At 36.4% G+C, this 26,367-nt stretch carries 20 protein-coding genes; 11 read left to right on the top strand and 9 right to left on the bottom strand.

The window, feature by feature from the left end; genetic code table 11:
- Positions 1 to 183: 183 nt before the first annotated feature.
- The gene (locus tag MHB40_RS24925; RefSeq protein WP_342533639.1) at positions 184 to 2,925 is read left to right on the top strand and encodes an ATP-binding protein; all 2,742 of its coding nucleotides are present in this window, start codon (positions 184 to 186) and stop codon (positions 2,923 to 2,925) included.
- Between the two features lie 5 nt (positions 2,926 to 2,930).
- Positions 2,931 to 3,785 carry a protein-glutamate O-methyltransferase CheR gene (locus MHB40_RS24920; RefSeq protein WP_205446234.1) on the top strand — a complete coding sequence of 285 codons (855 nt, stop codon included), beginning with the start codon at positions 2,931 to 2,933 and terminating at the stop codon, positions 3,783 to 3,785.
- Positions 3,786 to 4,532: 747 nt separating this feature from the next.
- Here the strand turns inward: MHB40_RS24920 and MHB40_RS24915 are convergent.
- Positions 4,533 to 5,681 (bottom strand): fused response regulator/phosphatase, encoded by a 1,149-nt coding sequence (locus MHB40_RS24915; protein WP_342533637.1) that lies wholly within the window; start codon positions 5,679 to 5,681, stop codon positions 4,533 to 4,535.
- Positions 5,682 to 5,806: 125 nt separating this feature from the next.
- On the bottom strand, positions 5,807 to 6,814 hold the full coding sequence (locus MHB40_RS24910) for a hypothetical protein (RefSeq protein WP_342533636.1): 1,008 nt from the start codon (positions 6,812 to 6,814) through the stop codon (positions 5,807 to 5,809).
- A gap of 114 nt (positions 6,815 to 6,928) precedes the next feature.
- On the opposite strand from MHB40_RS24910, the gene MHB40_RS24905 reads away from it, so the two are divergent.
- Positions 6,929 to 8,188, top strand: coding sequence for a GNAT family N-acetyltransferase (locus MHB40_RS24905; protein WP_342533635.1), 1,260 nt, complete (start codon positions 6,929 to 6,931; stop codon positions 8,186 to 8,188).
- Between the two features lie 17 nt (positions 8,189 to 8,205).
- On the opposite strand, the gene psiE is transcribed toward MHB40_RS24905, so the two are convergent.
- Positions 8,206 to 8,658 carry a phosphate-starvation-inducible protein PsiE gene (psiE, locus tag MHB40_RS24900; RefSeq protein ID WP_205446231.1) on the bottom strand — a complete coding sequence of 151 codons (453 nt, stop codon included), beginning with the start codon at positions 8,656 to 8,658 and terminating at the stop codon, positions 8,206 to 8,208.
- A 207-nt stretch (positions 8,659 to 8,865) separates the two neighbouring features.
- Between psiE and MHB40_RS24895 the strand changes: the two genes are divergently transcribed.
- The gene (locus MHB40_RS24895) at positions 8,866 to 9,090 is read left to right on the top strand and encodes a hypothetical protein (RefSeq protein ID WP_004233486.1); all 225 of its coding nucleotides are present in this window, start codon (positions 8,866 to 8,868) and stop codon (positions 9,088 to 9,090) included.
- 53 nt (positions 9,091 to 9,143) lie between these two features.
- Here MHB40_RS24895 and MHB40_RS24890 read toward each other — a convergent pair whose 3' ends face one another.
- Entirely contained in the window at positions 9,144 to 10,874 is a 1,731-nt protein-coding gene (locus MHB40_RS24890) for a methyl-accepting chemotaxis protein (protein WP_205446230.1), read from the bottom strand.
- Positions 10,875 to 11,068: 194 nt separating this feature from the next.
- The gene (gene guaC / locus MHB40_RS24885; RefSeq protein ID WP_342533634.1) at positions 11,069 to 12,052 is read right to left on the bottom strand and encodes a GMP reductase; all 984 of its coding nucleotides are present in this window, start codon (positions 12,050 to 12,052) and stop codon (positions 11,069 to 11,071) included.
- 236 nt (positions 12,053 to 12,288) lie between these two features.
- Here guaC and MHB40_RS24880 point away from each other — a divergent pair, with 236 nt between their 5' ends.
- Complete coding sequence (locus MHB40_RS24880) at positions 12,289 to 12,708, top strand: VOC family protein (RefSeq protein ID WP_342533633.1); 420 nt, start codon at positions 12,289 to 12,291, stop codon at positions 12,706 to 12,708.
- A 62-nt stretch (positions 12,709 to 12,770) separates the two neighbouring features.
- Here the strand turns inward: MHB40_RS24880 and MHB40_RS24875 are convergent, their stop codons facing one another.
- Both MHB40_RS24875 and MHB40_RS24870 read right to left on the bottom strand, forming a co-directional pair.
- Positions 12,771 to 14,720: a methyl-accepting chemotaxis protein gene (locus tag MHB40_RS24875; protein ID WP_342533632.1), complete on the bottom strand. Its 1,950-nt coding sequence runs from the start codon at positions 14,718 to 14,720 to the stop codon at positions 12,771 to 12,773.
- A gap of 650 nt (positions 14,721 to 15,370) precedes the next feature.
- Positions 15,371 to 17,320, bottom strand: coding sequence for a methyl-accepting chemotaxis protein (locus tag MHB40_RS24870; protein ID WP_342533631.1), 1,950 nt, complete (start codon positions 17,318 to 17,320; stop codon positions 15,371 to 15,373).
- Positions 17,321 to 17,546: 226 nt separating this feature from the next.
- Between MHB40_RS24870 and MHB40_RS24865 the strand changes: the two genes are divergently transcribed.
- On the top strand, positions 17,547 to 17,921 hold the full coding sequence (locus MHB40_RS24865; protein ID WP_342533630.1) for a VOC family protein: 375 nt from the start codon (positions 17,547 to 17,549) through the stop codon (positions 17,919 to 17,921).
- Positions 17,922 to 18,016: 95 nt separating this feature from the next.
- On the opposite strand, the gene MHB40_RS24860 is transcribed toward MHB40_RS24865, so the two are convergent.
- A complete protein-coding gene (locus MHB40_RS24860) occupies positions 18,017 to 18,763 on the bottom strand; it encodes a hypothetical protein (protein WP_342442058.1) in 747 nt (248 codons plus the stop codon).
- A gap of 282 nt (positions 18,764 to 19,045) precedes the next feature.
- On the opposite strand from MHB40_RS24860, the gene MHB40_RS24855 reads away from it, so the two are divergent.
- From MHB40_RS24855 to MHB40_RS24835, 5 genes are all read left to right on the top strand, one after another.
- On the top strand, positions 19,046 to 20,212 hold the full coding sequence (locus MHB40_RS24855; RefSeq protein WP_342533629.1) for an acyl-CoA dehydrogenase family protein: 1,167 nt from the start codon (positions 19,046 to 19,048) through the stop codon (positions 20,210 to 20,212).
- Positions 20,213 to 20,248: 36 nt separating this feature from the next.
- Complete coding sequence (locus MHB40_RS24850; RefSeq protein WP_342533628.1) at positions 20,249 to 21,112, top strand: transporter substrate-binding domain-containing protein; 864 nt, start codon at positions 20,249 to 20,251, stop codon at positions 21,110 to 21,112.
- 82 nt (positions 21,113 to 21,194) lie between these two features.
- Complete coding sequence (locus tag MHB40_RS24845; RefSeq protein ID WP_342442055.1) at positions 21,195 to 21,902, top strand: amino acid ABC transporter permease; 708 nt, start codon at positions 21,195 to 21,197, stop codon at positions 21,900 to 21,902.
- Between the two features lie 12 nt (positions 21,903 to 21,914).
- A complete protein-coding gene (locus MHB40_RS24840; protein ID WP_342442054.1) occupies positions 21,915 to 22,616 on the top strand; it encodes an amino acid ABC transporter permease in 702 nt (233 codons plus the stop codon).
- Between the two features lie 13 nt (positions 22,617 to 22,629).
- Positions 22,630 to 23,385 carry an amino acid ABC transporter ATP-binding protein gene (locus MHB40_RS24835; protein ID WP_205446219.1) on the top strand — a complete coding sequence of 252 codons (756 nt, stop codon included), beginning with the start codon at positions 22,630 to 22,632 and terminating at the stop codon, positions 23,383 to 23,385.
- 625 nt (positions 23,386 to 24,010) lie between these two features.
- On the opposite strand, the gene helD is transcribed toward MHB40_RS24835, so the two are convergent.
- A complete protein-coding gene (helD, locus tag MHB40_RS24830; protein ID WP_342533627.1) occupies positions 24,011 to 26,314 on the bottom strand; it encodes an RNA polymerase recycling motor HelD in 2,304 nt (767 codons plus the stop codon).
- Positions 26,315 to 26,367 lie beyond the last annotated feature (53 nt).

Below are 26,367 nucleotides of genomic sequence, written 5' to 3'. Positions count from 1 at the left end.
TGTTTTCTCTCCTTAATTAGAAATAGTTCAATATAAAATGTATATGAAAAATGCATAGACTTATTAATACAAAATAAGCAAAATTTCTTGTTACGAGTCCTAAAAGAAGAGCTAATCAGTTATTTTTGCATGTATACTAGTAATAATAATAGAGTTCAAGAAAGGTAAAGGTAGGAAAACCAAATGTTAAATAGATTGAAATTGGGTATACGCTCAAAGATTACATTAGGTTATATCGTAATCATTCTTTGCTTACTTGCGACGGTTGTCATATTAAATAATCAAATTACATCTCTGCAAAAGGAAAGAAATTATATTATTAAGTACGATTCCAATGTTCTATCTTTAACGAACGAAATTGAAAAATATATATTGGATATGGAATCGAGTCAGCGTGCTTTCATCATTACAGGTAAGCAAAGTTATTTGGAACCCTATGATGATGCAGCTGAGAATTGGAAAATAGATTTTAATGATCTCTATCAACAAATGAAAGATAAACCAAATCAGCAGGACAAACTAAAAGAGATTGAGGAAACAATTGAACATTGGATTGCCACTGCAGGCGAGCCGACTATTCAATATAAAAAGGATAATAATGTAGAAGCATTAAATGAGTTTTTTAAAGTAGATAATGGTCGTCAAGATATGGAGAAAATGCGCAAATTATTTGATTCATTCCGCGCCACTGAAAATGCTTATACACAGGCAAAGGCAAGTCAGTTAGACAAACAAAATAATAAATTAACAAGTGGTTTATTTGGGATCTTAATTTTAGTGTCTACAATAGCCATTGCAATAGCTAGTGGAATATCCCGTTCGATAGTAAAAACGATAACGGAAGTAACACAAACGATTCAGGAAATAGCCGCTACAAAAGGTGATTTCAAGAGAAGAATCCATGTGAATACTAATGATGAAGTGAATGAACTTGCTGATGCAACGAATAATCTTTTAGAGTCAGTGGAAAAGAGAGAATGGCTACAAAGTAATGTTGCTGAAATCGTGACAAATTATCAAGGCATTTCAGCAATTACAAAATTGGCGGAAACCTTCCTGTCAGAAGTAGCGCAGAAAACACAAGCATCACTTGGCGCATTCTATGTTCGAGAAGTAACAGAGAACCAAGTACAATTTGTGAAAAAGGCTGCTTTTGCTGACATGGATGATGGTGTTGGCATGGAGAGCTTTAAAATAGGACAGGGATTAATCGGTCAATGTGCATTAGAAAAAAGAGTATTATTCTATGATAATATTCCAAAAGAATATCGTTTAATTAGAACAGGAATAGGTGAAATAAGACCACAAAATATTTTATTGATTCCTATTATTTTTGAAAATGAAGTCATAGCGGTTGTTGAAATAGCAACAATGGCTAAATTCAGTAAGTTACAGCAAGAATTAGTTAGACAAGTCACTGAAACCTTTGGACTAACAGTGAATAGCGTTCTAGGGCGTATGGAAATTGTTCGTCTATTAAATGAATCGAGAGCAATGACAGAGGAATTACAGGTTCAATCAGAAGAGCTTCAGACACAATCAGAGGAATTACAAATGCAGACGGAAGAGCTGACAATGATTAATGAGCAGCTTGAAGAGCGCACGAAAGAGGCTGAGTCTAAATCAAGAGAGCTAGAGAAGGCGAAGAAGGAATTAGAAGAAAGTGCAGAGCAACTTATTCTTAACTCCAATTACAAATCCGAATTTTTAGCGAATATGTCACATGAATTAAGAACACCTTTAAATAGCATATTAATCTTATCAGAGATGTTAGCAGAAAATAGCCATCACAACCTAACAGACGAGGAAGCAGAATTTGCTAAAGTTATTCATTCTTCTGGAGAGGACTTGCTTGCTCTAATCAATGACATTTTAGATTTATCTAAAGTCGAGGCTGGAAAGCTTGATATTATTTTTAATGAAGTCAATATGAGCGAAGTACCTGTGCAAATTGAACATACCTTTGCACCAGTTGCGATGAAGAAAAACTTAGCATTCCATATTTCAAAGGCAGATCATGTAGTAGATATATTCTATACAGATGAAAAGAGATTCCAGCAAATCTTAAAGAATTTATTATCTAATGCCTTTAAATTTACTGAGAATGGATCTGTCACATTAGACATTAACCAGCTTACACCACAACAACTAACAAACAATATGCAGGATATAAGTACAGATTGGCTAGAAATTACTGTTTCAGACACAGGAATAGGTATTCCGAAAGACAAACATCAGCTGATTTTTGAATCATTCCAGCAAGCAGATGGAGCTACAGTTCGAAAATATGGTGGAACAGGCCTTGGACTTTCTATTTGTAAGGAGTTTGCCAAATTACTTGGTGGCTGGATTACGTTGCAAAGCGCTGAAGGTCAAGGTAGTAGCTTTAGATTAACAATTCCAAGTCTACCAAATGGAATCGAAGAGGAGCATTGCCAAAAGCTTGCCATGAACGAAGTGGCTGCTACGACGGTGAAAGAGGAAGAAGCACCAGAGCAACCACAAGCAATGGAAGAAGCTCTTCAACAAGAGGTAGAGGTTTTCCAAGGGAAGAATATCTTAATCGTTGATGATGATAACCGTAATATTTATGCGTTGAAAACAGCATTAGAAAAAAGAGATATGCATATTCTAGTTGCCAAAGATGGGCTAGAATGTTTAGAGGTCTTGCAAGCTAATCCTGATATCGATCTTGTTCTGATGGATATCATGATGCCTAATATGGATGGCTATGAAGCGATGACTATAATTCGTCAGCAAATGAAGCGTATTGATTTGCCGATTATTGCATTGACTGCTAAGGCGATGAAAAATGATCGTGATAAATCATTGCAGGCAGGTGCATCTGATTATATTAGTAAGCCATTAAATTTAGATCAATTAATATCAGTTTTAAGAGTATGGTTGGTTTCTAAGGGGAGTTAATGAACATGGAACAATTTCAGCCTTTGGAGCAAAATATACAATTAAATAAGCAGACAAATTTAGAAATTGATTTGTTACTAGAGGCTATTTATCGTTTATCTGGTTATGATTTTCGTCAATATAATCGTTCATCCATTTCGCGTAGAATCTACAATAGAATGGGGATCAATAACATTCCAACGATTTCTCGCGTACAGGAAAAGGTCATTCATGATAAAGAATTTTTAGAGCAGCTATTGAATGATTTTTCGATAAATGTAACGGAGATGTTTCGTAACCCTAGCTTTTTTAAAGCTTTTCGTGAAACGGTCATCCCAGTTTTGCGAGAATATCCAGAAATCCGTATTTGGCATGCAGGGTGTGCGACAGGTGAAGAAGTATATTCTATGGCCATCTTGCTGCAGGAAGAGGGGCTTATAGAGAGAGCTGTTATTTATGCAACAGATATGAATGAGCAAGTATTAGAAAAGGCTAAGAAAGGTGCTTTTCCAATTCATAAAATGCAGGCATATACGAAAAACTATATGCTGGCTGGAGGTGCCCATGCTTTTTCAGAATACTATCAAACAGATTATCAATATGCTTACTTCCATCCAACATTATTGAAAAATATTATTTTTGCTCAACATAATTTAGTAACAGATCATTCATTTAATGAATTTCATGTCGTCCTGTGCAGAAATGTTCTTATTTATTTTTCACCTAAGCTGCAGAGTCAGGTACATCAATTGTTTTATGAAAGTCTAAGTGACGAAGGATTTTTATGCTTAGGGGATAAAGAAACATTGCGATTTGAAGAGGTCATTTCAAAATATAGTGAAATTGCAGGCAACGAAAGAATTTATCAAAAAATGTATTAACGAGTAAGAGGCTATCTTTAATTGATAGCCTCTCATAGTGTTGAAAAACAAAACCATCAATAGAATTTTTGTGAAAGGTGAAAATGGTTTCCGTTGCAGGCTACTTGCTTTCCTGTGGGCGAGCGCCGAATCGCTTCCTCCGCTACCGCTACGTTTAGAGTTTTGCCTGTCTCGCTATCCCACGGGAGTCAAGTAGCCCTCCACTCCAACCTACAAAATATTAACTTTTTAGCAAAGGTTTTCAAATAAAGTGAAGGTCTTCACTACTCTTTATGAAAAGGTGTTGTCATTACACATTGAAAATAAGAGCCTATCTAATTATACAAATCATGGGCTAATTTGATTACTACGGCTAGCTAGTATGAAAGATAAGGAAAAGCCACTTTTGCAGAATGGTTGATTGGAGTGGAGCCAGCGTCACTCCTAGGGGATTTAGCGTCACAGAGGAGACCCTGGAGCGAACGGAAGTGAGTGAAGCGGCTCATCGGACGCCCCCTGGAAAGGACGCTGGTGGAACGGAAATCAACCCCTCACCTTGCTAAAAGGTCTTTTTTTTGCTAGTGACATGATCTTTTTCAACAACATAAGAGGCTGGGACAAAAGAAAAAATGTTAGACCATTTACAAGTTTGGTCTAACATTTTTTTGCGTTATTAGAACACATATACTTTAATAAATCGCAAAAATAACATTCATTTTTTGCTTTTTCTCAATAAAATGAGTTATGTCCCAGCCTCTGCTTTTTTATTTATATAGAATTAGTGCTAGCTTGAATCATTAATACACACATATCATCAGGCTGATTTTCTTGTTTATCCTTAGGTAATAGGTTATCGATTAGGCATTGTGAATAATCCCACTTGGAGGATGTTAGCGTTTGCAAATGCTTTTCGGATTCTATTTCACAAGGTCCCATCGCCTCTAATACACCATCAGTAAATAACACAATTTGAATATCATGCTCATATTGAATATATTGCTTTTTCACTTTAATTTCATCGAAGAAGCCGACTGCACAGCTACCCTGATCTAATGGAATACATGTTTTTTCATCGATTAGTGCATAGCCAGGAGGATGGCCAGCATTTATGTATTCGACTGTTTTGTGCTCTGTATCAATGATTAAATAAATCGCTGTAAAATAATAAAGATTATTCTCTTTACCATCTTGCAATAGTGTCATATAACGATTCAGTTCCTTGATGACAAGTTCGGGTTCGATCAATTGCTTAACCGCCTCTCTTAGAACAGAGGAGATGAACATACAAACAAGCGCTGCAGATATACCGTGACCCATCATATCCAATAGTATGATGGCATAACGATGATCGTCTATTTTGTACCAATAATACATATCCCCTGCTAAATTAGAGGAGGGTAAATAGGAAACCTCAATACGGATGTCCTTCTCATTTAATGGTGGACTAAGAAGACTTCTTTGTACATGGGTGGCTAAATCTAGTTCATATTGTATTTTCTTTTCATGCTGTGTGTGCCAGTCTAATTCCGCTTTTAAACGCAAGGCAACACGCATTCTGGCAAGTAACTCTGTTTTATTAATTGGTTTTGTAATATAATCTACGCCACCGATGTCTAGGGCTTCTGCCAGTTTATTTTTATCCTCGAGTGCTGTGACAAATATGATTTGAATATCTTTCAATCTCTCATTTTGCTTAATACGTTTGCAGGCCTCAATACCATCTACTTCCGGCATCATAATGTCTAACAAAATTAAATCTACTGAATTTCCTGTCGGATTGGGTGCATCTAATTGTAAATAATCAAATAGCTCATAAGCAGATGAAAGAGAAACACAGTTATCATAACCTGCATTTTTTAGTATTTTTTCAATGACAAATAAATTGACTTGATTGTCATCTACTAGAAGAATGGTCATAGTAATTTCCCCTTACTCTGATTGAATTGTGCAGATTATTTTCATGTATATAAAATACTTTCAACTTTATCATTATACAAAACATCAGAGAATAAAGGTATTTTAGCGATTTCAATAGGGGGATTTTATACTCTCGCTTTTTTAAATCCTTGATAGATATCAAATGCATTTGCTAAAACAGCAATAATTATACTAAATAGTAGGATTTTATCTATAGTAAAGGCAACCTTAGCTGATGTTGTTTCTAGGATAGCAGCCATGTATGGAATGGAGGCACTATGAATAAAATCTTGGTGCATCGCCATTAAAATAAACACGATCGTTCCTACACTTTGAAGTAGTGCATTAGTGATGGCGATAGGCACTGTCCACTGACCCGCACGCCATTTTAAAAAAGTTAAAGTGAGACTAAGGATAATACATAGTAAGACTACAGGAACAAACGATTGTAAAATATTTTGATTAAAGATTGGCATAACAAATTTCAAGCTCCCGTTGTCATTTGTTGTATAAATACCTAAAAGACGATAGGCATTCCAATAAACAAAAGAAAAAATAATGATTCCTAGAAGGCTAAAAATTGTGTCACTTAAAGTAATGATTTTATCTTTGGGAATCTTTTTAATCTGTACTAAATCATCAGGTGACCATTGCTTGGTATCTTTCAAAATGGGTAGGGAAATCTTTTCAGCACCAGAGCGTTCCTTAATGATAAAAATAACCGTAACCCAAAACAATACGTGAAATAATACAGCAATAATGGCAACAATGATTCCCACAAAGGCTGTAATAATGGCTGTGAGAAGTGCTTCTTCTCCCGAATAGAGCACCATTTTCTCTATTACTTGAACAATGATCGTAATGAGAATTGCCCAAGGAATAACTAGCTTGATGGTTCTTGTATATTGATCAAAAATCTCTGGACCAATTAAAAAACGGGGAGTATCCTGATAGCTTGCAGCAACCTCTACAGGGCTTCCAAGTTTCTTGAGTACTTCCTTCACCTCGGATTCTGAATATTGCTCTGGCAACATATCCTCAATTGTAGCTTTTAGTTCAATCTTGATTTTCTCACGTTTATTTTTTTGTAGCCTTTTAGACACTTCGTGAATATAAGAATCAATTAAAGTCATACATTTTCCTCCTTTACTCATTTTCAGTACTCATTATTTTGTCGTGGTAATATATGTTATTATGGGGTATAAAAATTCATAAATAACATGCAACAATGTGAAAATGGAGGGGACATGATGAGAGTTGTAGAGAAATTAGTAAAAGAACAAGATTTTGTATCCTTTGTGAATATCGTTATAGGAGCCTATCCAGGAAGAATGGATGGGGCACACACAACAAAAGAACAGCTGACAAAGCACTTTATGCAAAATCAAAGCAATGATGAATCTCTTCAGTATTATGGACTATGGGAAGATGACAAGCTCATTGGCGGTATGCGACTACATGACTTTCAAATGAACCTGTTCTCTACAATGCTACCAATCGGTGGGGTAGGGCTTGTTGCAGTTGACTTATTACATAAAAAAGAGAAGGTTGCAAAAGAATTAATCCAACATTTCTTTAACATCTTTTTAGAAAAAGATATTCATTTTGTGGCTTTGTATCCGTTTAGACCAGACTTTTATAAGAAAATGGGTTTTGGCTATGGACCGAAAATCTATCAATACTTGGTAGAGCCTTTAAGCTTCCCTAAAGGGCCAACCAAAAAGCACCTAAAATATTTGACAGTTGCAGATCAGCAACAGCTAATAGATTGCTACAACAGGGTAGTAGCTAAAAAACATGGGATGTTTTTTAAAACACAACCGGAGCTATCCTTTATTTTTAATAATCCAAACAACTATGTGATTGCAATGGAACAGGAGGGTACAGTACAGGGCTATATTGTTTTTTCTTTTAATAAGCAAAGCGAGAGTAATTTTATGCTAAATAATTTGGTGATTAAAGAGTGGATCTACGAGACTCCTGAGGCTTTGTTAGAGCTTAGTACATTTTTAAACAGTCAAGCAGACCAGGTAAACCGAATTGAATGGAATACACAAGAAGAAAATGTACATTTCTTTTTAGGGGATGTAAGAAATGGGACAAATCATTTGATTCCAAGTGTCTACCACGCAAGTGCTGTGTCTGGGGTTGGACTAATGTACCGTATTATTAATGTGAAAGGCTTTTTTGAAGAGCTAAGAACACGCAATTTTAACGGTGTCACCTTGACATTCAAATTGAATGTTACGGATTCGTTACTTGCTAAAAATAATCAGCAACTCATTGTTGAAGCTGTTAACGGCACAATTAAAATGATAGAAAGTGGTAGCTATGACGTTGAAGTCACGTTAGATGTGGCTGAGCTTTCATCACTGGTAATGGGTGTAGTAACGGTCCAAGAGCTATTTATGCTTAGTCAAATACAGATTAGTGATAATCAATATTTACAGGCTTTACAGCAATTTTTCTATGTGTTTGAAAAGCCTACATGTATATCGGCATTTTAGAATGGTAGTGAGAGCTTTTAATCTTTTTTGATGAGAATGGATGAACGTGTTGGTCTTTCAAGTGGCGTGATATTAATAATAAAGTAGCTTATGATTAGGATTAGGATAATTAATGAATAGATTAGAGTATTTAGAGGGTGGTCATGCTCCACAATAATTAATCGAATCATCGCTGTGATACCGATATAAATAAAGTATCGGAGTGGAAAATGGTAGTCCTCCTTAAAATATTTAATAATCATTGTGATGAATTCAAAATATAAAAAGAAAATAAGAATATTGGCAAGGAATAGTTTATAATCACCATCTTCCTTAGCAAATAGTAATATTTTAAGAAATTCAATTAGCTCCTTAAATAACAAAAAAGAAAGAATGAGTGCTAATAGTACAAGGCAAACATTGAGAAATAGCTGTAGAGATTTTGGCACAGCTTTAATGAGCTGTAAATAAGTCGTATTTTTTTGATTCATCCAATTCCTCCAATCGATTTTAGTAAATACATCATCCTATGGTTGAGTAGTAGAGTATTATGATATAAATATAACAATTTGCCGTAAATCTTTTCTGTTGTTTTTGTAAAGTTTTGGTATATTTTTATGAAAGAAAGTTTTCAAAATAATTTAGTGGTATGCTAAAATAGATGTGCATGAATATAAAATATAAAAGGGGTTTTTAAAATGGCAAAAGCTGCAAAAACTGATGCGAAAATTACACCAGAACGTTTAGAAGAAGCGTTAAATGTTCGTGATCGTCTTATTATCGAGCTATTGGTACAAGTACTTGATGAAAAATTAGTAATTGAGCGCCCTGTATTACGTGAACGTCTAGGAAACCTTGTAGATCTTGCTGATCATGATGCAGAGCTTAAGGAAACAATCCACGCAGTAATTAACAAACTATAATGTTAAGAAGAATGCTACGGATATGCGTAGCATTCTTTTTTATATGGTATTTTTCATGTAAAGCGTTCTACTAAGTCGTACATACGCTCTGCCTCAGTATGAAGCTCCATAGAGGAGTGCATGATAGACGTCACCGCTGACTTCTGTTCGTCAATGGAGGCGTTAATTTGTTCAGTAGCTGCGGCAGATTGTGTAGCGACACTTGCTATTTCATTAATAGCATTCATCACAACTATTCGATTTTCCGCCATGTCATTCATTCCTTTGTCTAGAGAAACAAGGTGCTTTGTAATATCATGAATGGAATCTGCTAGGAAAGTAAAGGCTCCCTTTACTTCCGTAATCGACATTGCCTGATTTTGTGAAAGTTGGAGCGTGTGTATCATTTTTGCATCTGAATTAGCAGTATCAACCTCAATACGCTGTAATAGATTTCTAACACGGTTAGTGGCTTCATTTGTATCCTCTGATAAATGGCGGACTTCCTCAGCTACGACAGCAAATCCTTTACCATGTTCTCCCGCACGTGCTGCCTCAATACTTGCATTTAGTGCTAATAGGTTTGTTTGTTCAGAAATGGATGTAATGGTTTGTACCACTTGATGAATTTCTTTCATTTGGCTCGTCAAGCTTGAGAAATTTGTACGTAACTCCTCAATTACTTGTGTAAATTCACTTGAATTTTGCAGTAATACATCTACTTTTTGTCTACCATTTTCTTGAGATTGATTAATGATATTCATATTTTCAGTAATCTCACCATATTTATCTGTAGCATTTGAGATAAGTGAGGACAGAGTTTCAACTTTACTAATGGCCATTTCTGCTTCTTCAGCTTGTACAACGGCTCCCTTAGAGATGTCATTGATTGCTTGATGAATTTCGTCAGCAGAAGCAGTAGTTTCCTCTGTAATGGCACTCAGCATTTCTGAAGAAACTCGCATTTGGGATGCACTATCCTTTGTGTTGTTGACCATTTCATGCAAGCTATGTTTCATATTATTCACGTTACTAGCTAGTATGCCTAGTTCATCCTCTGTAGTAACAGGTATGTCATCACCAGTTAGCTTGCCTTTAGCAATATCAGATGTGATCACCATAATTTTTCGTATATAGGTTGTCATTCGTCCAGAGAAGAACCAGAAGAGTGATACACCAATAATCGTTGCAAGGATTGTCATACCCAGTGTGTAATATAAAACATTATTAGTACCTGCATTAAAGTCCATTTCGTATGTACCAGCTGCTATAATCCAACCCCAATGCTTGTCCATTTCCACATAAGTAATTTTAGGCGCAACTATTTCAGGGTTTGAGGGAAGAGCCCAATCATAACGTACATATCCTCCTCCGGCTTTTGCTGCTTCAATCATTTCTCTTACAAAATAGCGTCCATCACCTGTTTGTAAATCTGAAATATCTTGTCCTTCAAGAGATGGATGGGTTTCAACCATACCGCTATCTTGGAAAGCATAGAAATAAAAATTATCTCCATATTTGACAGGATTATCGATGGATCGTTTATTATCTTCAATTTTTTTACCAACAATCTGTGTTCTTGCACTTTCCTGAGCTTCCTCTAGCGTTATTTTCCCATTTTGAACTTGAGTGTCTAACTGTGCAATTAATTCAAGTATGCCAAGTGTGCCATTTTTAAGACTATCTCGACCTACCTGATCGAGTTCTCCTTTCACCACAATATAATTGACGGTTCCAACTAGTCCTGTTGATAGTAGAATAACTATAATGGCAAGACTAACAAGTTTATTACGTACTGACTTCATTAGAAACAACCTCCGTCCCTTCATTACTTCAATATAGTTCTATTATAATATATAGTTTTTTAATAAAATAGAAAATTCTGAAAATAAATACCATATTTTAATTCATCACATTAAAAGAGATAGGTCTCCAAAAAATCACCCCAATCAAGAGTAAGTGGCTCTTGATTGGGGTGATGTTAGCGGGTATACACTAATTAGTACACTTTATCTCCGTTGAAAATAGAGTTTTTCACGATTACATAATCAACATTTCGAATAGCCTCTAGCTTTGTGCCACCAGCATAAGAAATAGATGACTGTAAATCTTGTTGCATCTCGATTAAAGTATCTTTGATGCTACCTTTATGTTCAACGTACATTTTCTTACCTTCGACGTTTTTACGTTCGCCTTTTTGGAATTCAGAAGCAGAGCCAAAGTATTCCTTCACTGTTCTACCTTCGATTTCGATTGTTTCACCAGGTGATTCTTCATGACCAGCAAATAATGAACCGATCATTACCATTGAAGCACCAAAACGTACAGATTTAGCGATATCGCCATGTGTACGAATACCACCATCAGCAATGATTGGTTTTGTAGCAGCCTTTGCACACCAACGTAATGCAGCTAGTTGCCAGCCACCAGTACCAAAACCTGTTTTGATTTTAGTAATACATACTTTACCTGGTCCAATCCCAACTTTCGTAGCGTCTGCACCAGCATTTTCAAGCTCACGCACCGCTTCAGGTGTCCCTACGTTACCTGCAATGACAAAGCTGTTTGGTAAATGCTTTTTAATATGTTGAATCATACGAATAACAGCATTTGAATGACCATGTGCAATATCAATTGTAATAAAATCAGGTACCAAATTAGCAACTGCTAATTCTTCGATAAATGTATATTCCTCTTCTTTTACACCAACGCTGATAGAAGCAATTAAGCCATTTCCTTGCATCTCTTGAATAAAGTTTCGACGAGTTTCTGGTTGGAAACGGTGCATGATATAAAAGTAACCGTTTTCAGCAAGTTTCTTAGCTAGATTTTCATCGATAATTGTTTGCATATTTGCAGGTACTACTGGAAGTTTAAATGTGTGTCCACCTAAAGTAACTGAAGTATCACATTCTGAACGACTTTCTACAATACATTTTGCGGGAATTAATTGAATATCCTCATAGTCAAATACGTTATCCATTATATACACTCCTAAAATACGAATATTTTTTAAGATTTAATTTAAATTGTTCGCCATTTGGTAATTTACATGATTTTTGAGTAAATGTCAAAGCTTTTGCGAAAATAAATAAAAAATTTAAAAAGTAGAGAAGCAAGCTTAGTTTGAAGATGAATTATTCTAGTTATAATTTGTGTTATGATTTGTAATCCATGTACAATAGAATTGCTTCAAAAAATGACAAAGGAGTGTTGGAAATGGCAGTAGAGGTTTATTTAAATTTTAATGGAAATTGTCGAGAGGCAGTAGCGTTTTATGAATACGTTTTTAATACGGACAAGGCTGAAATTATGACGTTTGGAGAGACACCACAAAATCCAGATTATCCATTACCAGAAGAAGCAAAAGATCTGGTCATGCATACACGACTTTCTGTATTTGGTAGTAGAATTATGTTCTCAGATACATTTCCAGGCATGCCATTTTCCACTGGGAATAATGTCACATTAGCTGTTGTATCCGATGATGAAGAGCAAATGCGTCAAGCATTTGATAAGCTTAAAGATGGTGGTAAAGTGAGAATGGAGCTTCAAGAAACATTTTGGAGCAAATGTTACGGCTCACTTACAGATAAATTTGGCGTTGAATGGCAATTTAGCCATGAGGTAAATGAATAATTAAATAGCATGATAAAAAGCACGATGATAGGGCTAAACCAAGTATCATCGTGCTTTCTTATTTAGTAATTAAAACGATCTACATAGCCTTGTAATTCATCTGCCATATCGAGTAATGTTTTAGCAGAAGAGGCGATTTCTTGCATGGAGGATAATGTTTGCTCCGTTGAAGCGGCAACTTCTTCAGATGCAGCTGCGTTTAGTTTTGCATGGTCTGACAGTTCAATAGCAGTTGCGGATACTTCCTCTACAACGGCAGACATTTCTTGTGCAGAAGCTGATATATCTTCCATTTTCGGAGCCATTTCTCGAAGGCTTTCAACGATACTTGTAAATTTCTTTTTCGTGTCCTCAGATAGCTGTAAACCTTGTTGAACGTCTGCTGAAGCTTTTGTCATCGTTTGTACAGATTTAGCTGTATCTTGTTGTATACCTGTAATAAGAGTAGAAATTTGCCCTGCTGATTGATGAGATTGTTCAGCTAATTTACGCACTTCATCTGCTACAACTGCAAAGCCTTTACCATGTTCACCAGCTCTTGCAGCTTCAATAGCAGCATTAAGAGCAAGAAGATTCGTTTGATCTGAAATAGCGCTAATGATTTCTATAATGGAGCCTATTTCTTTTGTTCGATCAAACAGGGATTTAATCATCATATCGGATTGAGCCACAGAATCATGGATGGAAACCATTTGATTAACAGTGTGCTCAACAGATTGACTACCTTCTTCCGCTAATTGGATGGCTTGGCTGGATAGGTCTGAAACTTGTAGTGCGCTATCTGCTACTTCTACAACGCCCTTTGCAATCTCCTCAATAGAAACAGCATTTTGATCGATTCCTGTTGTTTGTTTTTCAGTACTAATAGCAACCTGTTGCATAGCCTCTGTAACCTGCTCAGATGCAGCAATATTTTGCTCTGCGTTTGCTGAAAGACCTTGTGCAGAGGTTTGAACATGTTGTGAGCTTTGATCAACATTGCGAATTAGCTTTTTTAAGCTAACCTTCATTGAGATAAATGCTTCAGCAAGGTGTCCTATTTCATCTTTCGTATGAATATCAATATACTCCGTCAAATCACCCTCACTAATTTTCAGAGCACTCTGCTGTAGTTGTTTAATAGGGTTAACAATAGATTTAATCATAGAGAGCATAAAGATAATCCCTACGATAATAGAAATACCAATAATGAGTAATGTAATAGTAAAAGTTGCGGTAGCAGCATTAGTAGCCTCTGCAATGAACATTGTACCGATTATCTTCCAACCTGTGATTTCATTTGTTTCAAAGCGTAAATGACGGTCACCTTCAGTAATACTACCTTCCTGCTTTTCGTAAAGCTTTGAAACATATTCTTCTGTTGCCTCTGAGCCACTTTCCTTACCCTTTTGTGCAATATAGAGCTTATTATTATCTAACAGAGAGGCAAAACCAGTTTCTCCAATACGCGTTTGATCTGTCAGCGCACTTAGAAGAGAGATATTTAAATCTATGGCAATTACACCCGAATCATCAGGAAGAGTTTGCATGACTGTAACAACAATGTTATTTGTTGATTTTGAAATATAGGGAGAAGTGATGGATACTTGACCTTTATTATCAAGGGCTTCTATATACCAAGGTCGTTTCCGAGGATCATAATCACTTGCATAGTCATGGACGGGTTCATCAATGATTCGACCATCCGCAGTCCCTATATATAGCAGCTCCACTTCTGGATGTGTATTTACATATTCCTGAAAAAGAGTTTTCAATTCAGCTTTTTTATCATCTTGTAAATAAGATTCATTTATTTTCTTGGCAAAATATTCGATATCATGAACTCTAGGAGCAATTGTATTGGTAATATTACTATTAAGCATACGCACACTTTCCTTGGCGCTTGCTTGCTGCTCTTCTAAAATTTGGTTTTTGGTACTTTTAAAGGAGGTATACCCGATTAAAAGTGCGGGAATGAGAAGTATGACTAAAAATGCAAAGATGAGTTTCTTTCTTAAACTAATTCGTTTCATATAGTTTTCCTCCTTTAACGACATTATTCAATTGTAATACAACTAATTACTGGATTGGTTTTATTACTAGTAGTCTCCTAAGTCGTTCAAATGTTTAATCTGATTCTAAGAGGAAAATGAATAATAATCAACACAATTTTCTGAAAAATCTGGAAAATAAAGTTATGCTACGGCATTATTTGTAGAAAAATATCTTATTTTGTATTTGCCTTTGAATAAAAAAGATGATGTCAACTACAGAAAAGCAATTTTGCAAGGCGAGAGGTTGATTTCCGTTCCACCAGCGTCCTTTCCAAGGGGTGTCCGATGAGCCGCTTCACTCACTTACGCTCGCTCCAGGGTCTCCTCTGTGACGCTAAATCCCAAGGAGTGACGCTGGCTCCACTCCAATCAACCATTCTGCAAAAGTGTCTTTTCCTTATCTTTCATACTAGCTTCAGTGAACAAAATAGTCATTATCTGTAGTACAGAGAGAGGAAAGGCTCTTAATTTCAATGTGAAGAGGGATGAGTGACAACACCCCTTCATAAAGAGTAGTGAACACCTTCACTTTGTTTGAAATCCATTTCTACCTTTCAATTGACTGTTTTGTTTTTCAACACTAAAAAATCTGAGTTCAATACTAACTTGAACTCAGATCTAGAAGAGTATTAATATTTAAAACGATTCACATAGCCCTGCAATTCATCAGCCATATCAAGTAGAGTTTTGGCTGATGAAGCCATATCTTGCATTGAAGATAAGGTTTGTTCCGTGGAAGCGGCAACTTCTTCTGTAGCAGCAGCATTTAATTTTGCGTGATCTGATAGTTCAATAGCAGTTGCTGAGACTTCTTCCACCACTGCTGACATCTCTTGAGCTGATGCAGAAATATCCTCCATTTTCGGCGCGATGTTTCGTAGGCTTTCAATTATACTCGCGAATTTCTTTCTCGTTTCTTCTGTCAATTGTAAGCCGTCTTGAACATCTGTCGACGCTTTGACCATGGTCTGTACAGATTTTGCTGTATCCTGCTGAATAGTAGTAATGAGCGCGGAAATTTGCTCTGCTGATTGATGAGATTGCTCTGCTAATTTGCGCACTTCATCCGCCACTACTGAGAAGCCTTTGCCATGTTCTCCTGCTCTAGCTGCTTCAATAGCCGCATTTAGAGCAAGTAAATTTGTTTGGTCTGAAATAGCACTAATCATTTCTAAAATGGAACCGATCTCTTTCGTGCGGTCATAGAGTGCTTTAATCATTGTATCTGATTGCGTAACGGACTCATGAATAGAATTCATTTGCTGCACAGTTTGTTCGACAGATTGTCCGCCTTCTTCAGCCAATTGGATCGCATGGCTAGATAAATCAGAAACCTGCATGGAACTGTCTGCAACTTCTACAACGCCTTTAGCAATTTCTTCAACTGAAATGGCATTCTGGTCAATACCTGTTGTTTGTTTTTCTGTACTAATTGCCATTTGTTGCATGGCATCCGCCACTTGCTCTGAGGCAGCAATATTTTGTTCTGCATTGGCAGATAGATTTTGAGCGGATGTTTGGACATGTTGTGAGCTTTGATCGACATTACGAATTAGTTTTTTTAAGCTAACTTTCATAGCGATAAAGGCTTCTCCAAGCTGACCAATTTCATCTTTAGAATGAATTTCAATAAACTCCGTTAAATCACCGTTACTAATTTTCAACGCACTTTGCTTCAGTCGATTAATTGGGTTAACAATAGACTTTATCATGAAGAGCATAAAAATAACGCCAACGACAATGGAAACAACAATGATAATCAAATTTATATTCAATGTGGAGGCAGCAGCTTTTGCAGCTTCCGCCGTAAACATTGTACCAATTACCTTCCAACCCGTTAGCTCATTCGTAACAAATTGTAAGTGACGGTCTCTTTCAATGACAGTGCCGCTTTCTTGCTCATAAATTTTTGTAATGTAGCTTTCAGTTGCCTCTGTACCACTTGCTTTATCTGGCTGGGCAATGTAAATTTTATTACTATCTAAAAGAGAAGCGAAGCCCGTTTCTCCAATACGTATATTATTCGTAATATCACTTAATGTAGAAATATTTAGATCTAATCCTAAAACCCCAGAACCATCTGGTAAAGCCTGAGTGATTGTAATGACAATGTCACCTGTAGATTGTGTAACATAGGGTGCAGTAATTGAGGTCTTTCCATTATTATCTAAAGCCTGCTTATACCAAGGCCTTGTCCGAGGGTCGAAGCCATCAGGATACTCTTGAACAGGCTGGTCAAACAGTTTGCCTTCAGCAGTACCAATGTATATCAGCTCTACTTCAGGGTGCATATTTACATATTCACTTAATAAAGATTTAAGTTCTAAACTGCTATCATCTTGAAAGTAGGCTTTACTAAATTTTTGTGAAAAATATTGTACATCTTTCAACTTGGGTTTAATCATAGTTGTAATATTGGAATTAAGAATACGCACACTTTCAGTTGCACTTGCGTGTTGTTCCTCTGAAATCTGCTGTTCAGCACTTTGGTAAGAAACTATTCCAATTAATAGTGTTGGGATGAGAAGCATGGCTAAAAACGAAAAAATAAGCTTTTTTCTTAAACTTAGTTGTTTCAATTGTATTATCCTCACATAATATTTTTATTCTATACTTTTCCCTAGAAGGTAAATAATACTCATTCTATCAGAAATAAAGAAAAAGTTAAGTACTTTGAATTAATTATTTGATAGTAATATATATTATTGTCAATTGTTCGAAAGTTCCCTAAATTGAATTCCATAGAAGCTATATAAAGCTACTTTTTGATGTATACTAATGCTCAAAAGAGGAGGGAATGAAGTCATGATTCATCAAATTGGACAAGTAATGCTATATGTTAATGATCAAGATATGGCCGTGAAGTTTTGGACAGAAAAAGTAGGTTTTGTTGTTATTTCTGAACAGGAAGAGGCAGGTATGCGCTGGATTGAAATTGCACCAACCAAGGAAGCTCAAACATCCTTTGTACTTCATAACAAAGAAATGATTGCTAAAATGCAGCCTGAGCTAAATTTAGGAACACCTTCTATTATGTTTTACGCTGATAAAATTGAAGAGATGTACCAAGATTTTCAGGCAAAGGGCATTAAAGTAGGGGACCTAGTAATGATGCCAATGGGTAGAGTTTTTAACTTTGCTGACCCTGAAAATAACTATTTTGCCTTAGTTGAAAAATAAATGTAAATAACGGAATCTGCTTGTTTTTTGTTAGATTATTAAGTGAAAATGAGCAGATTCCAGCTTTGATGTTATTTAGTATTTAGATTTGACGTCTAGGATAAATCCTCTCCAAAAATCCCAACCGTTTGCCGATCTATTATAAATTCATGGCCATTCCATTTTAAAATATTTTGTACATAGCCTAATCCATCAGCATGATATCTACCTGCAATTTCTTGATACCCTAAAATTTCATATGTTCCATCTCGGTCATAATCAACAGGATATAGTCCACCAAAAGGATCTACCCAGCCTTCAATCGGTTGCTTTAAGGTACCGTCTGGATTATAAATTTCTGCTAAGTAATCAGCCCCTTTATACTGTAAATCGATTGTGTATTTTATAGCAGGAATGAAACTCCGAACAACAGCCTTGTAATGATCTACATAATTGACGTTATATTTAAGTTTGTTATTAAAAGACTCTGCATCAAAGATGGAACGAACTTGATTGTTGATGGAGGAAAAAATCTCACCATTAACAATTCCACCGCTACCCCCTGTATCAGACACAACTAGAATATCCTCAACATGATTACCAGTAAAATCGCCCAAAAAAATAGTCGGATTATAGCCCATATTTTGTTGCAGTGGAAGTTGTTCCATTTGACGTGTTTGCCCATAAAAAATAGTCAGTGTTAGGTTTCTCCATAAAGGACTATCTGGCTGTTTAGTGCCCATTAAAAAAATGGTTTCAAAAAAACCATCACCATTAATATCTCCAAACTTAGTTTGAATAACCTGTGGAGCCGAATGGGTTATGATTCCACCGTTTTGTGGAGAATTTATATTATTAGTCATCTATGCACCTCTTTCATTAGTCTTAGCATATGTTGTAAGCAAAGCTTGGTGCATAAATCAAAGGTAAAAGTTGAAACTTTATAATACATATTAAACTTACAAAAAAACTTGAATTTCACCCATTGACATTTTCTAATGCGAAAAGTATTATAAGTGTCAACGAATCAGAAAATTCAGTACCAAATAGTATCTCAACTACATTATGTAGCCAGAGATTTTTTTTCATTATCAATTCTTAGTAAATTTATATGATTTATATATATTAGGAAGAAGGAGATTCATTTGAAGAATTTATTTGTAAAAACTGAGCGACAACGATTTTGGTTAGATCAGCTAGCTACTATTGCTGAGCCAATCAAGGCAGAGGCTGTTGAGGTAGATGAACAATCTCGTTTTCCGTTTGAAGCACATCGGTTACTTTTGCAAATAGGCTATCCGCAACTCACTTTACCGAAACAATATGGCGGAGAAGGCTTATCTGTCTATGATATGGTCCTTGTACAAGAAACGCTAGCAAGCTATGACGAGAATGCTTCTCTTTCCCTTGGATGGACATTAGGCGTTGTCGGAGAAATATATGAAACTAAGCTATGGAGTGACGAGCTATTAACAGCGTTCGCTGAAGAAATAAAGAGAGGTGCCATGATTAATAGAGCTGTTAGTGAGGCAGCAACAGGTAGCCCAACACGAGGGGGGCGACCAGGAACAAATGCCATTTCTACAAAAGATGGCTGGTTATTAAATGGGCGCAAAATCTTTACGACTGCATCCCCAGTGCTAGATTATTTCCTTACTTCCGCTTGGATTGAAGAAAAGCAGCAAGTTGGTTTCTTCCTGATTCATAAGGATTCAGTAGGTCTATCCATTGAGGAGAATTGGGAAATGTCTGCAATGCGGGGCACAAGCAGCCATGACCTTGTGTTAAAAGATGTCATTGTGGCAACAGAGCATTTAGTAGAGTTACCAAGTCACCCGAGTGGTGGCAAGATAAATGGCTGGATACTTCATATCCCAGCAACATACTTAGGCATTGCACAAGCTGCTCGTGATTATGCTATCCATTTTGCCAATCATCATCAACCGAATAGCTTGAATGCTCCAATAAGTACATTGCCAAATGTACAACAGCTTTTAGGGGATATTGAATTAAAGCTCCATCAAGCACGATTTGTCTTATATGGAGTGGCCGAGGCTTACGATGACCCAGCTAGACGTGGATTAATAACAAATGAAATGGCTGTTGCGAAACATACTGTCACAAACATGGCAATAGATATAGTCGATAAAGCGATGCGTGTTGTAGGGGCAAAAAGCTTGCAGCTATCTAATCCATTACAACGCTATTATCGTAACGTTCGTGCGGGACTTCATAATCCACCGATGGATGATATGACGATTATTAAATTAGCGACTGCCGCTATTGAACACCAGAAATTAACTGAAAATTAATCATTACATTACGTGAAAAATAAGGAGAAATGACATATGAAGAAGAATAAGATATTTCAATTTGCAGCGATTGGTTTGGCATCTATAGCATTATTAACAGGTTGTAATTCAGGAGAATCTGCAGATAAAGATTCAGGTAATGGTGAAAAGGTTCGTACAGTAAAGATTGCCTACGATCAAGCGTCAAAGCCTATTAGTTACATCGACGATAATGGAAATCCAACAGGTTATGATGTCGAAGTAATGAAATTAGTAGATGAGTTATTACCTGACTATGAATTTGAGTATGTAGGTACAACAAGTGATGATTTGTTAATTGGTGTAGAGCAAGGGAAATATCAAGTAGGGGTTAAAAATGCATTCTTTACACAGGAGCGTACAGAGAAGTTTATTTTCCCAAAGGAATTTTTAGGTTTAAGTAGCGCTGGTCTAGTTTTACGTAAAGAGGATGAAGGTGTGAAAACATTAGCGGATTTTGCCAAAAAGGGCTATTCATTGGCACCAATTGCTGCAAATAATGCTCAATATACAATTATTGATGAGTATAATACGGCAAATCCAGATAATAAAGTAAAGCTTGAAGCTGGTGACGCATTTACAGTCGATGTAGTGCAGTGGGTAAATGAAGGTCGTGTTGATGGTGGTGTCATGATTGAAGGACCATTTAAACAACAAGTACTTGCAGAAGATGGCCCATATTATAACCTAAAAGATGATGTTGTCTATAACGAATTTGCTGTTATTAAAACATGGCCACTGTTCAATAAAAAAGAGCAGGAATTTGCTGACGCTTATGATAAAGCGATAGCTCAGGTTAAAGAACAAAAGAAAACAAATGAATTAAGTACAAAATTCTATGGCCGTGATTTATTTGAAGTACTGGAAAATGTAAATCGTTAGTTTATAACGGAACGAATTATAAGGCTGTTGAGTCAGTAAAGCTCAGCAGTCTTTATTCATAAAAACAAAAGTTGGTGAGGAAATGGATAAATATTTTGATGCAACCTACATTTGGAACGCAATTCCAGTGTTATTGCCATTTTTAAAAATTACGTTCTTAGTTGCAGGGTCCTCCATTATCTTAGGTACCCTATTTGGCTTATTGTTGGCGGCAGCTAAGCTATCTTCAGTGAAGTGGCTTATTAAATTCGCTAATCTGTATACAACGATTATGCGTTGTACACCATCCATTGTTTTGTTATTTCTTGTCTATTATGGGGTCCCAGCATTAGCAGAAAATGTTGGTCTTAATCTCCACTCAATTGAAACGGCCATATTTGTTGTCGTCACATTCACCTTACAATTCGCAGCAATAATGTCTGAGGTGATACGATCCGCCTACTTAGCTATTCCAAAAGGGCAGTTTGAAGCAGCTGTTAGTGTGGGGCTAACACCGTTCCAAGCCTATCGTCGAATTATTTTTCCACAGGCCCTGGTCGTAGCTTTGCCGAACTTTGGCAATGGCATGATTGCTTTATTACAAGAAGGTGCGCTCGCTTATACAATCGGTTTAATTGATATTGTAGGTAAGGCGAATTTAATTATTGCGAGTAACATCAATGCGCATGCTTTAGAAATTTATATTGCATTGGCTATTATTTATTGGGTGCTATCTATTATTATAGAAAAAATATTTACTATGTTAGAAAAAATATTTGGTAAGGGTAAGAAGACCTTAGAAACAACTTAAGGAGGCGTGAATGTGAATTATCAATTTTTACTTGAAACATTTTTCGTAGCATTATCTGGTGTTCCTATCGCACTCCTTGTCACAGTTGTTGCTTTGGCGATAGCTTTGCCACTTGGATTTTTGCTGGCACTAACTAGGATTAATAAAATTCCAGTTATCCATCATCTAGCAAAAATATATGTTTCTTTTGTACGAGGAACGCCGATTATTATACAAATTTTTATTATCTATAGCAGTATACCGTTAATGTTAAAAATTATTTTTGAAAAATATCATATTGCTTATGATATTTATAAAATCAATCCAATTTGGTATGCGTTTATTGTGTTTGCATTCAGTTCAACAGCGATTTTAATAGAGGTTTTTCGTTCTGCGTTAAGTACGATTGAAAAGGGACAATTAGAGGCAGCTCACTCAGTGGGATTGACAACATTCCAAGCATATACTCGAATTATCATTCCACAAGCATTAGTAGTGGCATTGCCAAATATTTGTACAGCTACGGTTAATCTCATTAAAGCTACGTCTCTAGGCTATGCAATGTCGCTTCCTGAAATTACGCTGAAGGCAAAAGTAGCCGCAAACGTTGGCTACAATTATGTGGAAGCCTATCTGGATATCTTTATCGTGTACTTAATTTTATGTAGCACGGTTGAATACTTGTTTAAGCGCTATGAAAAATATTTAAGCAAATACAAAATGGCAAATGCCTAAGGGGTGAACGAGCATGTTAGAAATTAAAAATATTCATAAATCATTTGGTGGCAATGAAATTTTAAAGGGTGTTGATTTAGCTATTGATAAAGGGGATGTTGTTGTTATTTTAGGCCCCAGTGGCTCAGGAAAAACAACATTATTACGTTGTATCAATTTTTTAGAGAAGGCTGATCAAGGCCATGCGACATTTGGAGAGATTCAAGTTGATTTTCAACATGTAAAGAAAAAAGATGTACATGCAATTCGCCAGCGTGTGGCATTTGTCTTCCAAAACTATAATCTATTCACAAATAAAACGGCATTAGAAAATGTAACGGAAGGGTTAATCATTGGACGTAAAATTCCGAAGGCACAGGCTGTGGAAATTGGTAAAAAGGCTCTTGATAAGGTAGGGTTAACAGAAAAATATAATGCCTATCCAAGTCAGTTGTCAGGGGGTCAACAGCAACGTGTTGGTATTGCACGCGCAGTAGCATTGAATCCTGATATTATTTTATTTGATGAACCAACGTCCGCACTCGACCCTGAATTAGTAGGTGAGGTTCTACAGGTCATGAAAAATATTGCTGCTGAAGGTACAACAATGCTTGTGGTGACACACGAAATGGGCTTTGCCAAAGATGTAGCCAATCGTGTAATTTTCATGGATGGAGGAGTTGTTGTAGAGGAAGGCAACCCTCATGATATTTTCGTCAGCCCAAAAGAGGAGCGCACAAAGAAATTTTTAAAACGTGTCATTCCAGAAGATTATACGTTCTATATATAAAGACAGCATGGAGAACAGGAGGATCTGTTATTTACAGATTTTCCTGTTCTTAGTGTTGAAAAACAAAACAGTCAATTGAAAGGTAGAAATGGATTTCCGTTGCAGGCTACTTGCTTTCCTGTGGGCGAGCGCCGAGCCGCTTCCTCCGCTACCGCTCCGTGCAGGGGCTCGCCTGTCTCGCTATCCCACGGGAGTCAAGTAGCCTTCCACTCCAATACATAAAAATGGTTCTTTTTAGTAAAGGTGTTCACTACTCTTTATAGAGCGGTGTTGTCATGCATTACTTCTCCACATTGAAAATAAGAGTCTATTGATTCTCTAATAATACAAATAATGATATATTTTGTTCGCTACGGCCAGTATGAAAGATAAAGCAAAGACACTTTTGTAGAATGGTTGATTGGAGTGGAGCCAGCGTCACTCCTAGGGGATTGAGCGTCACAGAGGAGACCCTGGAGCGAACGTAAGTGAGTGAAGCGGCTCCTCGGACGCCCCCTGGAAAGGACACTGGCGGAACGGAAATCAACCCCTCATCTTGCTAAAAGGTCTTTTTCTGCTAGTGACATGATCCTTTTTCAACAACATGACAGGAGGATCTGTTATTTACAGATTCTCCTGATCCCTATTATTGAAGGAAATAGGTTAATTTGTTGATGGAATAAATGTGCAATTCATGCATAGCTCTTGTACAGGCTGTATAAAAATAGTACCGTTCGCTTTCTCTTGAGTAATTAGCGGCAGATGCATTATAGATGATTACCGCATCAAATTCGATGCCTTTCGCCATATAAGCTGGAAGTAATAAAATACCCTTTTTAAATTGCTTCGTATTATGGTTGATCAATTGAATATCTACTCGATTGTTTAATTGTTTGTAAACAGCAGAGCATTCGGCTGCAGTTTTACAGATGACAGCAATTGTTTCAAATTTGGTAGATAAATGGTGGATGTTTTGAATAATTTGATCCATTAATTCGAGTTCATTTGGCACGATAGTAATCGATGGTTCAGGGCCAGTTCGGTTAAATGCTTCTACCTCACTACCATCATTCAAAATTTTGGAAGTGAGTTGAATGATTTGCTTTGTCGAACGATAGCTTTTCGTTAAAATCATTTTTTCTGCCTGCTCACCATATAATTGAGGGTCGAGTAGGGAAGGATTATTAAAGGTATGCGGGTGAATCGTTTGATGACCATCACCTAAAATGCTCATACGTGCTTTTGGAAATAACTGCTGTAAAACAGTCAGTTGGAAAGGCGAATAGTCTTGTGCTTCATCAATTAACACATGACGGATCATCCTATTGGTCTGCTGTCCTTCAATTTTGTCCTGTAAGTATAAAAATGGCGCAGCATCCTCGTAGGCAATCAAACGCTTTGCTAAATTAGGGAGTGTTTGCTGACAAATATCCCCCCAATTTTCTGGCATAAGGTGCTGTAAATCCTTGTTAATAGAACTATTCAAATCAAAGAGCTGTCGATACGTACCCAATATATGGACAAACTTTAACTGGCTAACGGAGTTACGTAATGGTTTAAAGTGTTTTTTGACAATTTGTCTCGCTAATTTAGAGCGTTCTTGATCAAAATCATCAAATGAGTTTTCAGTATAGCGTCCCTCATATAAAAGCTCACTATAAGATTTGGAGTAGTCTTCTTTATCTAATAGCTCAGTTGCTTCTTCTACCCATTCCTTTGTACGTTCGGCCTTTTCCAATTTTGTTAGTTGTTGCAATAACCATTCTTTTACTAATTGTAGGCGATCCGGTATCGACATGGTGGAAGGGAAAGAATAAAAGTATTCATTAATTTCTTTTGCAGTAATAATTCGTTCTCCACGAAAAACGATATTTTTAAATAACAAATCTTTATGGGATAAATAACTAACATATTGATCCATCAAATGTTTGTAAGCAAGACTCGCTTTAAAAGAAATGATGCTTAATTTTGTTTGATAATGAGCACTATCTTTTTCTGTTAACAGGTCTTCAAGTTGCTCATAAGGATATTCCAATTGAAACTGTCTACCTAATCGTTTTTCAGCATATTCTATAAACGTTAATTGCTGCATATTGTCTTCACCTAAATCAGGTAAGACTGAATGAACATATTGATTAAAAAGTTGATTAGGTGTAATTAGCAAAATTTGATCGGCAGTCATTTCATCACGATAACGATACAATAGATAGGCTACCCGCTGTAAGGCTACAGCTGTTTTGCCACTACCTGCAACGCCCTCAACGATAAGATAGCGTGAATTTACATGGCGAATAATCTTATTTTGTTCTGCTTGAATTGTTGCAACAATACTACGAATATGCTCATTTGCATTTTGTGCAAGGATATCAAGCAATAAGTCATCACCAATTGTAAGGCCTGTGTTAAACATGGATTGTAGTTGACCATTTTTAATAATAAATTGCCGTTTTAACAGCATTTCTCCATGAATTTCTTCACCTAACGTTTCGTAGGAAGCATCGCCAGGTGTGTAATCATAATACATACTTGATATAGGCGCTCGCCAGTCAAAAATGACGATATTTTCATCCTGTTTATCCAATAATGTGGCTACACCTATATAAATTTTTAAAGGGTCTTGTTGACCATTTTGTAAAAAGTCAATACGAGCAAAATAGGGTGACTGTTGTAAACGTTCATACACCTTCACGTTGCGAATTGCACGTTCCCGTGCAAGCTCTGAGTCAGATAAAAGCTCCGCCTGTTGCTTAATTGCAAAAAAGGTTTCGTCGACATCCTCAGCAGTATCTAAATTGACTCTAACATCGTTCCAAAAGGATTTCTTTAAGGCGACAGCATTTTCTTTAAAGCCTTTTTCTTTGTGCTGTAACTCTTTAATTTTGTGAACAATGATGTTTAAAGAATCCTCAAGGTGATGCTTTTCTTCTAGCCATTCTTTTTGATTTTCCAACGTTTACTCACATTCCTCTCCATAGTTATTCGCTTCCTTTGACAGTAACCCTC

Origin of the sequence: Lysinibacillus sp. FSL K6-0057 (genome assembly GCF_038630885.1) — a bacterium.
GTDB classification, from domain to species: Bacteria; Bacillota; Bacilli; order Bacillales_A; family Planococcaceae; genus Lysinibacillus; species Lysinibacillus fusiformis_F.
This window is presented reverse-complemented; position numbering and strand designations above follow the sequence as displayed.

Bases quoted from the DNA above. Each gene is read 5' to 3' on its own strand.
- MHB40_RS24925 (WP_342533639.1), top strand. From the start codon at position 184: ATGTTAAATAGATTGAAATTGGGTATACGCTCAAAGATTACATTAGGT.
- MHB40_RS24920 (WP_205446234.1), top strand. From the start codon at position 2,931: ATGGAACAATTTCAGCCTTTGGAGCAAAATATACAATTAAATAAGCAG.
- MHB40_RS24915 (WP_342533637.1), bottom strand. From the start codon at position 5,681: ATGACCATTCTTCTAGTAGATGACAATCAAGTCAATTTATTTGTCATT.
- MHB40_RS24910 (WP_342533636.1), bottom strand. From the start codon at position 6,814: ATGACTTTAATTGATTCTTATATTCACGAAGTGTCTAAAAGGCTACAA.
- MHB40_RS24905 (WP_342533635.1), top strand. From the start codon at position 6,929: ATGATGAGAGTTGTAGAGAAATTAGTAAAAGAACAAGATTTTGTATCC.
- psiE (WP_205446231.1), bottom strand. From the start codon at position 8,658: ATGAATCAAAAAAATACGACTTATTTACAGCTCATTAAAGCTGTGCCA.
- MHB40_RS24895 (WP_004233486.1), top strand. From the start codon at position 8,866: ATGGCAAAAGCTGCAAAAACTGATGCGAAAATTACACCAGAACGTTTA.
- MHB40_RS24890 (WP_205446230.1), bottom strand. From the start codon at position 10,874: ATGAAGTCAGTACGTAATAAACTTGTTAGTCTTGCCATTATAGTTATT.
- guaC (WP_342533634.1), bottom strand. From the start codon at position 12,052: ATGGATAACGTATTTGACTATGAGGATATTCAATTAATTCCCGCAAAA.
- MHB40_RS24880 (WP_342533633.1), top strand. From the start codon at position 12,289: ATGGCAGTAGAGGTTTATTTAAATTTTAATGGAAATTGTCGAGAGGCA.
- MHB40_RS24875 (WP_342533632.1), bottom strand. From the start codon at position 14,720: ATGAAACGAATTAGTTTAAGAAAGAAACTCATCTTTGCATTTTTAGTC.
- MHB40_RS24865 (WP_342533630.1), top strand. From the start codon at position 17,547: ATGATTCATCAAATTGGACAAGTAATGCTATATGTTAATGATCAAGAT.
- MHB40_RS24860 (WP_342442058.1), bottom strand. From the start codon at position 18,763: ATGACTAATAATATAAATTCTCCACAAAACGGTGGAATCATAACCCAT.
- MHB40_RS24850 (WP_342533628.1), top strand. From the start codon at position 20,249: ATGAAGAAGAATAAGATATTTCAATTTGCAGCGATTGGTTTGGCATCT.
- MHB40_RS24845 (WP_342442055.1), top strand. From the start codon at position 21,195: ATGGATAAATATTTTGATGCAACCTACATTTGGAACGCAATTCCAGTG.
- MHB40_RS24835 (WP_205446219.1), top strand. From the start codon at position 22,630: ATGTTAGAAATTAAAAATATTCATAAATCATTTGGTGGCAATGAAATT.